Below are 15,074 nucleotides of genomic sequence, written 5' to 3'. Positions count from 1 at the left end.
GCGACACGCACGAGAAGGCCCCGCCCGGTCTCGTCGACCGGCGGGGCCTTCGCGCATCCCAGCAGCCTCCCCTGGCGCAGTGACATCCAGGTGCCCGGCAGGGGACGGGTTAATCCTTGCGCGCGGGTTGATTTCCGCGGGTGGGGGTGGGCGCGAGTTCGCGCCGTTCGGCCAGCCTGCGCACCAGGGGGGTGAGCAGCGCGCCGAGGGACAGCAGGAGCAGCACGACGGCGATGGGGCTCTGCACCAGCACGGTGACGTCGCCCGCCCCGATGGCGAGCGCCCGGCGTAGCTGGATCTCCGCCATCGGGCCCAGGATCATGCCGATCACCGCCGGCGCGATGGGCAGCCCGAAGCGGCGCATCGCGAACCCGAGCAGGCCCAGCACGAACAGCACCACCAGGTCCACCACCGTGCCGTTGAGCGCGTAGACGCCCAGCGCGGCGAACACGATGATCCCGGCGTACAGGTAGGGCCGGGGCACGCGCAGCACCCGGGCCCAGAGCGGGGCCAGCGGCAGGTTCAGCACCAGCAGCATCGTGTTGCCGACGAACAGCGACGCGATCATGCCCCAGACCAGCGCCGGGTTGTGGTCGAACAACTGGGGGCCGGGCTGCAGCCCGTACTGCTGGAAGGCGGCCAGCAGGATCGCGGCCGTCGCCGAGGTGGGCAGGCCCAGCGTGAGCAGCGGGACGAGGGTGCCCGCCGCCGAGGCGTTGTTCGCGGCCTCGGGGCCGGCGACGCCCTCGATGGCGCCCTTGCCGTACTCCTCGCGGGCGACGCCGCGCGCCAGCTTCTTCTCCGTCGCGTACGACAGGAAGGTCGGGATCTCCGCGCCGCCGCCGGGCAGCGCGCCGAACGGGAATCCGAAAGCGGTCCCGCGCAGCCACGGCTTCCACGAGCGCGCCCAGTCGGAACGGCCCATCCAGGCCCGGCCCACGGGCACCACCTCGGGCGTCGCGTGCCGCAGCCGCGACGCCACGTACAGCGCCTCGCCCAGCGCGAACAGACCGACCGCGACGATCACCACGTCGATGCCGTCGAGCAACTGCGGGACGCCCAGCGTCAGCCGCGCCTGCCCGGTCTGCTGGTCGATCCCGATCAGCCCGATGACCAGGCCCAGCCCCAGCGCGGCCAGCCCGCGCACCAGCGAGCGCGACAGCACCGCCGACACGCCGACGAACGCCAGGATCGCCAGCGCGAAGTAGTCCTCGGGACCGAAACCGATCGCGAAGTCCACCACCAGAGGCGCGGCCACGACGAGCAGCCCGGTGGCGATCGTGCCGGCCACGAACGAGCCGATGGCCGCCGTGGCCAGCGCCTGCGCCGCCCGCCCGCGCCGGGCCATCTTGTTGCCCTCCAACGCGGTGATCATCGAGGCGGACTCGCCGGGCGTGTTGAGCAGGATCGACGTCGTCGACCCGCCGTACATGCCGCCGTAGTAGATGCCGGCGAACATGATGAACGCGCTCGCGGGCGGCACGGTGAACGTGATCGGCAGCAGCAGCGCCACCGTCATCGCGGGCCCGATCCCCGGCAGCACGCCGACGAGGGTGCCGAGGGTGACGCCGACCAGCGCGTACAGGAGGTTGACCGGCGTCAGCGCCGCGGCGAAGCCCTCCATCAGGAGCTGGAACGAACTCACCTCAGATCACCCCCTGCAGCGGACCGCCCGGCAGGGTGACGCCCAACCCCTTGACGAACAGCAGGTAGGTGACGATCCCGACGACCACGCCGACCGCCGCGGCCCGCAGCTTGTGCTCGGCGCCCAGCACCACGGACATGCCGAAGAACAGCAGGGACGCGCCGATGATCCAGCCGACCGTGTTCAGCACCGCGGTGAACGCCAGGAAGATCCCGCTCACCAGCGCGACGCTGCGCCAGTCGGCGGGCGCGTCGGCGTCGATGTCCTCGCTCTCCTCGGGGTCGCCCCGCCCGCCGCGCAGCACGTCCACCACGTAGCACACGCCCACGACGATCATCGCGCCGCCCACCAGGATCGGGAAGAACCGCGGCCCGAGGCCGAGCTGCGAGGCGGCGGCCGACACGTCGAGGGTGCCCACGATGACGAACACGCCCAGCCCCAGCACCACGAGGGCCAGGGGCAGCTCGGGCCGCCACCACCCGCGCCGCGGCCCGTCGGGCGCGGCGCCGGCGGCGGGAGCCTCCGGTACGGGTGTGTCAGGCGACATCAGGACACGAGGCCCATCTCGGCGATGATGCCCTTGACCCGCGCCTGCTCGGCGTTGAGGTAGTCGGCGAACTGCTGACCGGTCTGGAAGGAGTCGATCCAGCCGTTCTTGGCCACCGCGTCCTTCCACACCTGCGAGTCGTGCATCTTGGTGACCAGGTCGGTCAGCGTCTTCTTGGCGGCGTCGTCGAGCCCGCCGGGCGCCACGAAGCCGCGCCAGTTGGCCAGCTCGACGTCGAGGCCGCCCTCCTTGAGGGTGGGCGCGTCGAGGTCGGCCAGCCGCTCGCCGGAGGTGACGCCCAGGGCGCGCAGCTTGCCGGACTTGATGTGCTCGGCGAACTCGCCGACGCCGGAGATGCCGATGGTGACCTTGTTGCCGAGCAGCGCGTTGAGCGCCTCACCGCCGCCGGAGTGGGCGATGTAGTTGACCTGCTTGGGGTCCACGCCCGCGGCCTTGGCCATCAGGCCCGCCACGATGTGGTCGGTGCCGCCGGCCGAACCGCCCGCGACCGACACCTTCGCCGGGTCGGCCTTCCAGGCAGTCACCAGGTCGGACAGTGACTTGAGCGGCGACGCGGCCGGGACCACGACGATCTCGTACTCCTCGGTCAGCTTGGCGATGGGCGTGGTGTCGCTGAGCGTGACCTTCGACTTGTTCTGCTCGATCGCGCCCACCATGACCAGGCCCATGGTCATCAGCAGGTTGCCGTTGCCCTTCTCGCCCGCGAGCTGGGCGAGGCCGATGGTGCCGCCGGCGCCGGGCACGTTGTAGACCTCGTACTTGCGGCTCGGTTCGGCGGCCTTGAGCGCCTGCTCGGCCACGCGGGACGTCTGGTCCCAGCCGCCGCCGGGCGAGGCGGGCGCCATGATGCGGAGCGTGCCGGTGCCGCCGCCGCCTCCGCCGGTCGTGTTTTCGCCGCAGCCGGTCAGCGCGGCCAGTGAGATCGCCGCGAGCGCGGCGAGGATGCGCAGACGCATGTGTACTCCAAGGGGGGATTTCACGTTATGGAATCTGGATGGTGAAGTCCGTCCCCGGCAGAGTCGAGCTTTCTCTGATAGTAGTCTTTTAGTTCGTTTTGGTCGCGATCCCGCTGTGACCTGCGACTGTTTCCATGGGTCAGATGAGACGGGTTCGTGACGCCTCCCTCGGCACCCAGTTGTTCGTGCTGCAGATGGTGATCGTGCTGCTCGCCGTCGGCGGCACCGCCGGCGTGTGGGCCACCCGCACCCGCGACCAGCTCGACTCGCTGCACCAGCAGCGGGCGCTGGCCATCGCCCAGTCGATCGCGGGGCTCCCGCAGGTGCGCGCCGCCTTCGACATGCCCGACCCGGAGTCGGTGCTGCAGCCGCTCGCGCTCAGCGTGCAGCAGTCCACCGGCGCCGACTACGTCGTCATCGCCAACCGCGAGCAGACCCGCTACGCCCACCCCAACGCCGCGCTGATCGGCCGGAAGCTGTCCACCGACGGCACGTCGGTCCTGACCACCGGCAGGAGCTGGGTCGGCACCGAGACCGGCACGATCGGCACCACGGTCCGCGGCAAGGCGCCCGTCTTCGACGAGTACGGCGACGTCATCGGCCTGGTCTCGGTGGGCGTGCTGGAGGCCACCGTCCTCGGCCAGCTCGCGGGCGCGCTGCCGCCGCTGCTGTGGACCGCCCTGGCGGTGCTGCTCGCCGGGTTCGCGGCGGCGGCGCTGATCACCGCGCGGGTGCGCAGGCAGACCTTCGGCCTGGAGCCGAGCGAGATCGCCGCGCTCCTGGAGCAGCGCGAGGGCGTGCTGCACGGCGTCAAGGAAGGAGTGCTCGCCCTCGACCTCACCGGCAGGGTGACGCTGGTCAACGACGCGGCACGCGAACTGCTCGGCGAGGTCGGCGAGGACCTCACGCGGATGCCGGTGTCGGAGCGGATGCGCGACGTGCTCGGTGGCGCCGACCCGGGCGCGGACCGGATCGTCCTGCACGGCGACCGGGTGCTCGTGCTCAACCGCACGCCGGTCTCCGTGCGCGGCCAGCACCGCGGCTGGGTGGTGACGCTGCGCGACCGCACCGAGCTGGTACGGCTGGCGCGCGAGCTGGACGACACCAGCAGCGCCACCGAGGCGCTGCGCGCCCAGGCGCACGAGTTCGCCAACCGCATGCACACGGTCGTCGGCCTGCTGGAGCTCGGCGAGCACGAGGCGGCCGTCGGCTTCATCACCCGGGGCACCGTCGGCGCCTACGCCGCCGACCTGCGCGAGCGGGTGCAGGACCCGACGCTGGCCGCCCTGCTGCTGGCCAAGTCCGCCGAGGCGGCCGAGCGTGGCGCCCGGCTGGTGCTCGCCGACGACTCCGACGTGCCCGAGGGGGCGCTCGGCGACCCGCAGGACGCCGTGCTGGTCGTCGGCAACCTGGTGGCCAACGCGATCGACGCGCTCGACGGCGCCGCCGGCACGATCGAGGTGTCCGTACGGGCCGGCAGCGACGGCCTGCGCGTGCGCGTGGGCGACTCCGGGCCGGGCATCACCCCCGGCCTGGTGGAGGAGGTCTTCAGGGAGGGCTTCACGACCAAGGCGGCCCAGTCGGGGCCCCGCGGACTGGGGCTGGCCCTGACCCGGCAGGCCTGCCTGCGCCGGGGCGGCTGGGTGAAGGTGCGCAACGACAACGGCGCGGTCTTCACGGCGCTGCTCCCGCCGCCGTTCGGGACGGCCGCCCGATGACGGCGATCCGCGTCCTCGTCGTGGACGACGACTTCATGGTGGCGCGCATCCACGGCGGCTACGTCGCCCGCGTGCCCGGGTTCGAGGTGGTCGCCACCGCCCACAGCGGGGCCGACGCGCTCGCCGGGGTCGCCCGGCACCGTCCCGACCTCGTGCTGCTCGACATCTACCTGCCCGACATGTCGGGCCTGGAGGTGCTCAAGGCGCTGGACGACGTGGACGTCCTCGTGATCAGCGCCGCCCGCGACGTGCCCACCGTCCAGGAGGCGATGCGCCGCGGCGCCGTCAACTACCTGATCAAGCCGTTCACCGTGACCGCGCTGGCCGAGCGGCTCCAGCAGTACGCCGAGACCCGCAGGCAGCTCACCGCGATCGGCCCCGAGGCGCGCCAGGACGACGTCGACCGCCTTTTCGGCACGCCCAGCTCGACGGCCGCGCTGCCCAAGGGCTTGTCGCCGGCCACCTGCTCGCTGGTCGCCGACACGCTGCGCGAGGCGGGCCGTGACCTGTCGGCCGCCGAGGCCGCCGAACTGGCCGGCCTGTCGCGGGTCAGCGCCCGCCGCTACCTGGAGTATCTCTGCGTCGCGGGGCGGGCTGAGCTGCGGCCGCGCTACGGCACCGCCGGCCGCCCGGAGCACCGTTACCGGTGGACAGGTTGACACAGTTCCGTAGCCGGATTCCGTGACATAGACGGATGCGCGTGCCTTACTGTTGCCTGAGAATCAGGCAGCGGAACGGGAGGAGATTGAGGCGTGGGTAACCCCAAGCCGATCCAATCACCGACCGATCCCTTCGCGTCGGTGCCGTTACCCTCCTCGGGCACCACCAGCAGACGGCCGCGCATCGAGGGCCTGCCACCCGGAGTCTCCCGCGACATCTTCGGCGGACCTGACGGTTCCGCCCAGCAGCCACCGCGGCCCGCCCCGGCGGGCCCCGCGCCGGCCCCGACCGGAGGGCAGGGCGGCGGAGCCCTGCCGCCCGTCACACCGCCCGCCCAGCCGTGGCCGGTCAGCCACGGCAAGCCCGGGCCCGCCACGTCCCGCTCGGCGGCGTTCGGCACGGTCGGTGACCCGGAACGGCCGTCCGCGCTCGACGAGCCCGAGCCGCCCCGGCGTCGCCGCGTGCTGCCCGGCGCGCTCATCCTGCTGCTGGTGCTGGTGCTGCTTGCCTACCTGGTGCCGGCCGTGATGATGTCGGGCGCGGTGCTGCGCGGCACCAGCGTGGCGGGCGTCGACATCGGCGGCCTGACCGTGACGCAGGCGGCCGACAAGCTCCGCACCGAACTGGCCGCCAAGGTCAGCAAGCCCGTCACCATCGAGGTCTCCGGCCGCAAGGAGACCGTCCAGGCCGACGAGGCAGGCCTCGAACTCGACGTCGTCGCCACCATCGGCGAGGCGCGCAGCGGCTTCCCCAGCCCTGTCGACGTGTGGCGGGGCCTCACCGGCACGACCGAGCTGCAGCCGAAGCTCACCATCGACACCTCCCAGCTCACCCGGACCGTCGAAGGGCTCGCCAAGAGCCACGACAAGGAGCCGCGCGAGGGCCGGGTGACCTTCGAGGGGCTGCGCCCGGTGGCGACCGAGCCCGCGGACGGCGTGCTGCTCGACCGGGAGGACGCCGTCCGCCGCATCGCCGACGCCTTCCTCAACTCCCGACCCAGCGCGGTGCTCACCCTGCGGCCCGCCAAGGCCGAGACCACCCCCGAAGTCGTCGCCGAGGCCAGGGCCGAGGCCGGGCGGGCCGTCGCCGCGCCCATCACGCTCGCCATCGGAGCCAAGCGGGCCACGCTGCCGCCCGCCACCATCGCCGCGCACCTCAGCTACGTCGCCGACGGCAAGGGCGGGCTCACGCCCCGGTTCGACGCCGAGGCGGCCCTCGCCGCCGTCGAACGTAACCTCGTCGACGAGAGCCAGGCGCCCCGCGACGCCACCTACCGGATCGTCGACGGCAAGCCCGAGCTGGTCACCGCCCGGACCGGCAGGGGAGTGGACGGCGAGCGGCTGGCCCGCGACGTGACCAGGGTGATCGGACGGCAGGGCGACCGGATCGTGCCCGTGCGGCTGTCGGTCGTCCGTCCCGAGGTCGCCACCGCCGAGGTGAGCAACCTCGGCATCAAGGAGAACGTCGCCGAGTTCACCACCACCTTCGAATGCTGCCGGCCCCGCGCCACGAACATCCAGCGGATGGCCGCCCAGCTCGACGGCCACGTGGTCAAGCCGGGCGAGACGTTCTCCCTGAACGACACCGTGGGCGCGCGCACCCGCGAGGCCGGCTACGTCGAGGCCGACCAGATCGTCGGCGGCCGGATGGTCGGCATCATCGGCGGCGGCGTCTCGCAGTTCGCCACCACCCTCCACAACGCCGCCTACTTCGGCGGGTTCGAGGAGGTCGAGCGCACCCCGATGGACTACTACGACGCCCGCTACCCGGCCGGCCGCGACGCCGCGCTGCTCTATCCCGACCGCGACCTGAAGTGGCGCAACGACTCCGAGTACGGCGTGCTGATCAAAACCGCCTCCACGGGCACGTCGGTCACCGTCACGCTCTGGAGCACCCGGCGCTACGACAAGATCCAGGCCGTGGAGTCCGAACGGCGGGCCCCCACCGCGTTCCGCCGCACGACCAGCGGCGCGCCCGGCTGCATCCCCACCGTCGGGACCCCCGGCTTCACGATCGACGTGACCCGGGTGTTCGTCAAGGACGGCGAGGAGGTCAAGCGGGACCCGAAGCAGACCACCAAGTACCGGCCGCAGGCCCAGGTGATCTGCGCCTCCACCAACGACCCGGGCTGACCCGCCGGCCCGCTCACGGGCGTCCGGGGGTGACCGCCAGGATCTTGTCGTCGCCGTCACGCGGTGTGCCACGGCCGTCCTTGTTGCTCGTCGACACCCACACCGTGCCGTCCGGTGCGGCCGTCACACCGCGCAGCCGGCCGTAGGTCCCGGTGAAGTGGGCGACCGGCTCGCCCGGCGAGCCGTCCGCGCCCAGCGGGATCTGCCACAGGCGCGCTCCGCGCAGCGCGCCCATCCACAGCGACCCGCCCGCGTGGGCCAGCCCGGACGGGGAGGCGTCGGAGGTGGCCCAGGTGACGACCGGGTTCACGAAGTCGGGGTCGTCTCCCCGGCCCTCGACCTCCGGCCAGCCGTAGTTGGCGCCCGGCTCGATGCGGTTGATCTCGTCCCACTGGTTCGCGCCGAACTCCGAGGCGTACAGTCTGCCCGCGGAGTCCCAGGCGAGACCCTGCACGTTGCGATGGCCGAGGCTGTAGACGAGCGTGCCGAACGGGTTGCCGGGGGCGGGGGCGCCGTCCACGGTCATCCGCAGGATCTTGCCGGCCAGCGAGTCGCGCCGCTGGGCCAGCTCGCGGTCGCCGACCTCGCCCGTGCCGGCGTACAGGTGACCGTCGGGGCCGAACTCCAGCCGGCCGCCGTTGTGGATGGCCCCCTTGGGGATGCCCTTGACGATCACCTTCGGCTCGCTCACGCCGCTGTCGCCGAGGCGGTAGCGGACGATCCGGTTGTCCTCGGCGGCGGTGTGGTAGACGAAGACCTGGTCGTCCCTGGCCGCCACGCCCATCAGCCCGCCCTCGCCGTCGGGTTCCACACCCTCGACGACGCCCAGCTCGGTCACCCGCCCGTTCGCGGCGACCCGCAGCAGCCTGGCCGTGTCGCGCTCGGTCACCAGCGCGTCGCCGCCGGGCAGGAACTCGATCGCCCACGGCACCGCCAGGTCGCGGGCAACCGTCCTCGGCTCGCCGGGCGGCGCGGCGGCGGACACCGCGGCCGTCGGCGTCACCCCGCCGCCGTCCCCCGACGGCGTCCCGCTCGCGCCGGAGCAGGACGTGAGAGCCGCCACCGCCATGATCGTCAAGAGCTTCCTCATGTGTTCCATACTTACTCCCGCGCCATAAAGTTTCCGGCATGAAGATCTGGGTTGCTTCCGAGGCCGTCGCCGGCGTCCTGTCCGACCTGCCCGGTGTGGAGTGCGTCGTCTACGACGGCAAGGGCCCGGAGCCCGACGGGGCCGAGCAGGTCGAGGTGTGGATCCCGCCGCTGCAGGGCGTGCCCGACGTGCCGGGCCTGCTGGCCAGGATGAGCTCGTTGCGCCTGCTGCAGACGGTGACCGCGGGCGTGGAGCCGTACCGGCCGCACCTGCCGGAGGGCGTCGTGCTGTGCAACGCCCGCGGCGTGCACGACGCGGGCACCGCCGAGTGGGCGGTCGGCGCGATGATCGCGGTGCTGCGGGAGTTCCCCGGCTTCGTGGACGCCCAGCGCAGGGGCGAGTGGACCTACCACCACACCGGCGTGCTGGCCGACGCGACGGTGCTCATCGTCGGCCACGGCTCCATCGGCGCCGCGCTCGAACGCCGGCTCGACGGCTTCGAGGTGGAGGTCGTCCGGGTGGCCAGGAGCGCCCGCGAGGGCGTGCACGCCATGGCGGAGCTGCCCGGCCTGCTGCCCGCCGCCGACGTGGTGGTGCTGCTCGTGCCCGCGACGCCCGACACCGCCGGGATGGTCGACGCGGCCTTCCTCGCCCGGATGAAGGACGGCGCCGTGCTCGTCAACGCCGCCCGCGGCGGGGTGGTCGACACCGACGCGCTGGTCGCCGAGCTGCGGACCGGCCGGTTGCGCGCCGCGCTCGACGTGACCGACCCCGAGCCGCTGCCGCCGGGGCACCCCCTCTGGACCGCGCCGGGGGTGTTCATCACGCCGCACGTGGCCGGCAGCACCCCCGCGTCGGTCCGCCGCACGCTGCGCCTCGTCCGCTCGCAGTTGCTGCGTCACCTCGCCGGTGAGCCGCTGAAGAACGTGATCACGGACGCCTACTGAGCGCGCGTACCTGAGAGGAATCCGGAACGTGGCTGGCTCGTGACCTTCGGTGCGTACGGTTGCCTTGTACCAAGTGCTTCCTGACTCACTGTCAAGTAAGTCCTGGGAGCAATTGGTCCGTGTGGTTATCAGATCGGTGACGACATCGGCGTTGTCACCCCCCGGACACCCGCGACCACGCACACTGGCGATGTGGTCCGCCGAGCCCCGGCGGGCCCCCGGGCAGAGTTCGAGACGGGATGGGCAACGACTGTGATCCGCTGGCGTGACCCTCGGGCACCGCTGACCGCCGCCGCGGCGGCCGGCGCCGCGGGGTTCGTGGCCGTGCTCGTGGCCGGCGGCCCGGCTCGGGGCGTCGCGGGTGCCATCGCCGGGGTCCTGGCGGCCGTCCTCGCGGCGGTCTCGCTGCTGACCGCCCTGTCCCGGCTGGCCGACGACCGGGCGCTGGCGACGGGCGCGCGCTGGATGGGCGGGGGCGCGCTGGTGTGGGCCGCGGGGGTCGTCCTGCGGCCGATCGCCGAGAGCGCGAGCTTCGCGCTCAGCTTCGCCGACCTGGCGCTGCTGGTGGGCACCGTCCTGATGGGCGGCGGGGCGCTCATCGCCTCCGGCCGCACGCTGCCGGGCCGGGTCGTTTTACGGCTCGTCACCGACGCCTACCTGTGCGCGGCCTCGCTTTTCCTGATCGGCTGGGTGCTGGCCCTGCGCCACGTCTACCACCAGTCCGACCCGGCGACCTTCACGTTCACCATGCTGCCGCCGATGATCTCGCTGCTGGTGACGTGCGCCGCGATCCCGTCGGTGGTCAGGAGCCGGGGCACGGCCTGGCCGCTCGGCCCGGCCGGGCTGGGCGTCCTGCTCACGACCACCATGGCCGGCACCGCCGACGCGGTCGCCCGGCTCACCGAGACGGGCCAGCCGGTGTGGAGCGCCGTCCCCGCGCCGGTGGCGTTCCTGCTGCTGGCCGCGGCGCCCTGGGCGCAGCGCCCCCGCGACCCCGAGGCCGTCGCGCGGCCCGCCGCGCCCGTCGTCGGCGCCCTGCTGGCGTTCGTGCCGCTCGGCCTGGTGGCGGTGGGCACGATCACGCTGATCGTCCATCTGGCGGGCGGGCGGCAGGTCACGCCGGTCACCGGCGTCGTCGTGCTGGCCGGCTCCGCCGTGCTGCTGCTGCTCGTCCGGCTCACCGTGGTGGCGGGCGTCAACTCCCGGCTGCGCCGGCTCGTCGCGCTCGCCGACCGGCAGCTTCGCGAGCTGGCGGAGAGCACCGGCGACGTGGTCATGCTGGTCGACTACGAGGGCGTGGTGCGCGAGATCGGCCCCGGTGTCGAGGCGACGTACGGCTACTGCCCGGAGGAGATCGTCGGCGGCACGATCTTCGACTACATCCACCCCGAGGACGTGCCCGGCATCCAGGCGGCGCTGGGCGCGATGAGCCTCGACGACGAGGGAGCCGACCCCGGCGCCTGCATGATCGCCTGCCGGGTCCGCGCGGCCGACGGCACCTGGCGGCCCACCGAGTCGGTCGCCACCTGCAACGTGGGCGGCGAGGAGTTGCTGCTGGTCACCACCCGCGACGTGAGCGACGAGGAGGCGCTGCGCAACCAGGTGGCCCACCTGACGTTCCACGACGGTGTGACCGGCCTGCCCAACCGCGCCTACTTCGAGGAGCGCACCCGCGAGGTGCTCTCCGGCCGCACCGGGCACGTAGCCGTGATCTTCCTCGACCTCGACGGGTTCACCTCGGTCAACGACTCGGTCGGCCACGCCAGCGGCGACTACCTCCTAGGCCAGGCGGCCCGGCGGCTCCGTGGCGCCGTCCGGCCCGACGACACGCTCGCCCGCTGGGGCGGCGACGAGTTCGCCGTGCTCGTGGAGACCGGCGGTGAGGCGCAGCTCGCCGTCGACCTGGCCGAACGGCTGCTGCGGGCCGTCTCCCAGGAGCCGTTCCGGGTGGCCGACCGCGACGTGGCGCTGACCGCGAGCGTCGGGGTGGCCTTCGCCGAGGACGACATGCCGGCGGGCGACCTCATCCGCAACGCCGACGTCGCCATGGCCAGGGCCAAGGAGCTCGGCGGCCGCCGGGTCGAGGTGTTCGCCGCGCAGATGCACGCCGACGTGGTGCGCCGGCTGGAGCTGGCCGCCGACCTGCAACGGGCGCTGATCGAGCACCAGTTCGCGATCGAGTACCAACCGGTCGTCGACCTCGCCACCTCGCGGGTGACGGCGGTCGAGGCCCTCGTGCGGTGGTGCCGCGGCTCGGGCTACGTGCCGCCGGAGGAGTTCCTCGGCCCCGCCGAGGACACCGGGCTCATCGTGCCGCTCAGCGAGTGGATCCTGCGCGAGTCGTGCCGGGAGGTGGCGGCCTGGCGGGCCTCCTCCTGGGACATCGGGCTGTCGGTCAACCTGTCGGCCCGCCAGATCACCGCGCCCCGGTTCGTCGAGACCGTCGAGGAGGCGCTCGCCGAGAGCGGGCTGCCCGCCTCCGCGCTCACCCTCGAAGTCATCGAGGAGATGCTCGTCGAGGACGCCGAGGAGACGATCAGACGCCTGTCCGAGCTGCGCGCGCTCGGCGTGCGGCTGGCCATCGACGACTTCGGCACGGGCTACGCCTCGCTGGCGTTCCTGCGGCAGCTCCCGGTCGACATGATCAAGATCGACCCGTCGTTCGTGTCCGGGCTGGGCCGCGACGACACGCTCAGCCTGCTCACCCGCACGATCGTGCGGCTCGGCCACGACCTCGGCCTCATCGTGGTGGCCGAGGGCATCGAGCGGCCCGAACAACTGGAGCTGCTGCGCGAGATGGGCTGCACCCGAGGCCAGGGCTTCCTGGTGGCCCGGCCCATGGCGGCGCGCGGAGTCGACTCCCTGATGCGGACAAGTCTCACGGTCTGAGACGGGTGTCCCACCAAGTTGACACCGGGGGCCGGGGAGCGGCTAAGGTGTGCCCATGCTTCGCAGTGAGATTCTCGTAGTACTTCGCCGGCGCGCGGGCCGATAGCGAAGCACTTCGACCTGCGCGCCGCCCCTGGTCCCGCCACATGGTGGGGAGGGGCATTTTTTATGTCCTCCAAGCGACAGCCACGCAAGGAACGAGCCGATGACCGAACGGATGACAGGTGCACAGGCCCTGGTCAGGGCGCTGGAGCACGTGGGAGTCGACACCGTTTTCGGGATCCCGGGCGGCGCCATCCTCCCCGCCTACGATCCCCTCTACGACTCGACCAAGGTCCGGCACGTGCTCGTACGGCACGAACAGGGTGCGGGGCACGCGGCCGAGGGATACGCCCAGGCCACCGGCCGTGTCGGGGTGTGCATGGCGACCAGCGGCCCCGGCGCCACCAACCTGGTGACGCCGCTGGCCGACGCCTACATGGACTCCGTGCCGATCGTGGCGATCACCGGGCAGGTGGCGAGCGCCTCGATCGGCACCGACGCCTTCCAGGAAGCCGACATCTCCGGCATCACCATGCCGATCACCAAGCACAACTTCCTGATCACCGACCCGCTCGACATCCCGCGCACCATCATGGAGGCCTTCCACATCGCCTCCACCGGCCGGCCCGGCCCGGTGCTGGTCGACATCTCCAAGGACGCGCTGCAGGCCGACACCACGTTCTCCTGGCCGCCGGTCATGCAGCTGCCCGGCTACCGGCCGGTGACCCGCCCCCACTCCAAGCAGATCCGTGAGGCGGCCAAGCTCATCGCCGAGGCGCAGCGCCCGGTCCTCTACGTGGGCGGCGGCGTGCACAAGGCGGGCGCGGCGCCCGAGCTGCTCCAGCTCGCCGAGCTGACCGGCATCCCGGTCGTCACCACGCTGATGGCCCGCGGCACGTTCCCCGACAGCCATCCGCAGCACCTGGGCATGCCGGGCATGCACGGCAGCGTCGCCGCCGTGGGCGCGCTGCAGAAGTCCGACCTGCTGATCGGCCTCGGCGTGCGCTTCGACGACCGGGTGACCGGCCAGCTGTCCACGTTCGCGCCGCACGCCAAGGTCGTGCACGCCGACATCGACCCGGCCGAGATCTCCAAGAACCGCCACGCCGACGTGCCGATCGTGGGCGACTGCAAGGAGGTCCTCGGCGACCTCATCACCGCGCTCGCGAACATCGGCAAGCAGGGCGACTACACCGCCTGGTGGGCGCTGCTCAACGGCATCAAGGAGACCTACCCGCTCGGCTACGACGAGTTCGAGGACGGCTCGCTGGCCCCGCAGTACGTCATGCAGCGGCTGAGCGCCATCGTCGGCCCCGACGCCTACTACGTGGCGGGCGTCGGCCAGCACCAGATGTGGGCGGCCCAGTTCGTCCAGTACGAGAACCCCGGCACGTTCATCAACTCCGGCGGGCTCGGCACCATGGGCTTCGCCGTCCCCGCGGCGATGGGCGCGAAGATGGGCCGGCCCGAGTCCACGGTGTGGGCCATCGACGGCGACGGGTGCTTCCAGATGACCAACCAGGAGCTGGCCACCTGCGCCCTCGAAGGCGTGCCGATCAAGATCGCGGTCATCAACAACGGCAACCTCGGCATGGTTCGCCAGTGGCAGACCCTCTTCTACGACCAGCGCTACTCCAACACCGACCTGCAGACGACACGCCGCATCCCGGACTTCGTCAAGCTGGCGGAGGCCTATGGTTGTGTGGGGCTGCGTTGCGAGCGGCCGGAGGACGTCGACGCGACCATCCGCAAGGCCATGGAGATCACCGACGTGCCCGTGGTGGTCGACTTCGTGGTCCACCAGGACGCGATGGTCTGGCCCATGGTCGCGGCGGGCACCAGCAACGACGAGATCAAGATCGCCCGTGACATGGCGCCGACGTGGGAGAGCGACGATGAGTAGGCACACGCTGTCCGTGCTCGTGGAGAACAAGCCGGGCGTCCTCGCCCGGGTTTCCGCGCTGTTCAGCAGGCGCGGCTTCAACATCGACTCGCTCGCCGTCGGGCAGACCGAGCACGACGACATCTCCCGCATGACGATCGTGGTGAGCGTCGAGGAGCTGCCGCTGGAGCAGGTCACCAAGCAGCTCAACAAACTGGTGAACGTGCTCAAGATCGTCGAGCTCGACCCGTCGCAGTCCGTCCAGCGCGAGCTGATGCTGATCAAGGTCAAGGCCGACGCAGACAGCCGTTCCCACGTGCTGGAGCTCGTCCAGCTCTTCCGCGCCCGCTGCGTCGACGTGGCGGCCGACGCCGTGACCATCGAGGTCACCGGCACTCCCGACAAGCTCGAGGCCTTCGTCAAGGTGCTGGAGCCCTTCGGGATCAAGGAGCTCGTCCAATCGGGCATGGTGGCCATCGGCCGCGGCGCCCGTTCCATCACCGACCGGTCCCTCAGGGCACTGGACCGTACCGCCTGAAAGGTTT

11 protein-coding genes are annotated in these 15,074 nt (G+C 72.2%); 7 read left to right on the top strand and 4 right to left on the bottom strand.

Features of this window, described 5'->3' with window-relative positions:
* Nucleotides 1–109: 109 nt before the first annotated feature.
* Genes ACGF0J_RS23450 through ACGF0J_RS23440 form a run of 3 tightly spaced genes read right to left on the bottom strand, consistent with a single transcriptional unit; the run spans nucleotide 110 to nucleotide 3,169 of the window.
* The gene (locus ACGF0J_RS23450) at nucleotides 110–1,645 is read right to left on the bottom strand and encodes a tripartite tricarboxylate transporter permease (protein WP_393149083.1); all 1,536 of its coding nucleotides are present in this window, start codon (nucleotides 1,643–1,645) and stop codon (nucleotides 110–112) included.
* A 1-nt stretch (nucleotide 1,646) separates the two neighbouring features.
* A complete protein-coding gene (locus ACGF0J_RS23445; RefSeq protein ID WP_393149082.1) occupies nucleotides 1,647–2,192 on the bottom strand; it encodes a tripartite tricarboxylate transporter TctB family protein in 546 nt (181 codons plus the stop codon).
* Nucleotides 2,192–3,169, bottom strand: a complete 978-nt coding sequence (locus ACGF0J_RS23440) for a tripartite tricarboxylate transporter substrate binding protein (RefSeq protein ID WP_393149081.1) — start codon at nucleotides 3,167–3,169, stop codon at nucleotides 2,192–2,194. The genes ACGF0J_RS23445 and ACGF0J_RS23440 overlap by 1 nt, the downstream gene beginning before the upstream one ends.
* A gap of 143 nt (nucleotides 3,170–3,312) precedes the next feature.
* Between ACGF0J_RS23440 and ACGF0J_RS23435 the strand changes: the two genes are divergently transcribed.
* The 3 genes from ACGF0J_RS23435 to ACGF0J_RS23425 all read left to right on the top strand — a co-directional run bounded on the left by ACGF0J_RS23435 (nucleotide 3,313) and on the right by ACGF0J_RS23425 (nucleotide 7,679).
* Nucleotides 3,313–4,887 carry an ATP-binding protein gene (locus tag ACGF0J_RS23435; protein ID WP_393149080.1) on the top strand — a complete coding sequence of 525 codons (1,575 nt, stop codon included), beginning with the start codon at nucleotides 3,313–3,315 and terminating at the stop codon, nucleotides 4,885–4,887.
* A complete protein-coding gene (locus ACGF0J_RS23430) occupies nucleotides 4,884–5,546 on the top strand; it encodes a response regulator (RefSeq protein ID WP_393149079.1) in 663 nt (220 codons plus the stop codon). The genes ACGF0J_RS23435 and ACGF0J_RS23430 overlap by 4 nt, the downstream gene beginning before the upstream one ends.
* A gap of 93 nt (nucleotides 5,547–5,639) precedes the next feature.
* Nucleotides 5,640–7,679 (top strand): VanW family protein, encoded by a 2,040-nt coding sequence (locus tag ACGF0J_RS23425; protein WP_393149078.1) that lies wholly within the window; start codon nucleotides 5,640–5,642, stop codon nucleotides 7,677–7,679.
* A gap of 13 nt (nucleotides 7,680–7,692) precedes the next feature.
* On the opposite strand, the gene ACGF0J_RS23420 is transcribed toward ACGF0J_RS23425, so the two are convergent.
* Nucleotides 7,693–8,769: a PQQ-dependent sugar dehydrogenase gene (locus ACGF0J_RS23420; RefSeq protein ID WP_393149077.1), complete on the bottom strand. Its 1,077-nt coding sequence runs from the start codon at nucleotides 8,767–8,769 to the stop codon at nucleotides 7,693–7,695.
* Between the two features lie 38 nt (nucleotides 8,770–8,807).
* On the opposite strand from ACGF0J_RS23420, the gene ACGF0J_RS23415 reads away from it, so the two are divergent.
* The 4 genes from ACGF0J_RS23415 to ilvN all read left to right on the top strand — a co-directional run bounded on the left by ACGF0J_RS23415 (nucleotide 8,808) and on the right by ilvN (nucleotide 15,067).
* Nucleotides 8,808–9,716 (top strand): 2-hydroxyacid dehydrogenase, encoded by a 909-nt coding sequence (locus ACGF0J_RS23415; protein ID WP_393149076.1) that lies wholly within the window; start codon nucleotides 8,808–8,810, stop codon nucleotides 9,714–9,716.
* A 252-nt stretch (nucleotides 9,717–9,968) separates the two neighbouring features.
* Entirely contained in the window at nucleotides 9,969–12,605 is a 2,637-nt protein-coding gene (locus ACGF0J_RS23410) for a putative bifunctional diguanylate cyclase/phosphodiesterase (RefSeq protein ID WP_393149075.1), read from the top strand.
* Nucleotides 12,606–12,810: 205 nt separating this feature from the next.
* Nucleotides 12,811–14,550, top strand: coding sequence for an acetolactate synthase large subunit (locus ACGF0J_RS23405; protein WP_393149074.1), 1,740 nt, complete (start codon nucleotides 12,811–12,813; stop codon nucleotides 14,548–14,550).
* On the top strand, nucleotides 14,543–15,067 hold the full coding sequence (ilvN, locus tag ACGF0J_RS23400) for an acetolactate synthase small subunit (RefSeq protein WP_101787893.1): 525 nt from the start codon (nucleotides 14,543–14,545) through the stop codon (nucleotides 15,065–15,067). The genes ACGF0J_RS23405 and ilvN overlap by 8 nt, the downstream gene beginning before the upstream one ends.
* Nucleotides 15,068–15,074: the final 7 nt, after the last annotated feature.

Source organism: Nonomuraea sp. NPDC047897 (genome assembly GCF_043204415.1).
Classification (GTDB): Bacteria; Actinomycetota; Actinomycetes; order Streptosporangiales; family Streptosporangiaceae; genus Nonomuraea.
This window is presented reverse-complemented; position numbering and strand designations above follow the sequence as displayed.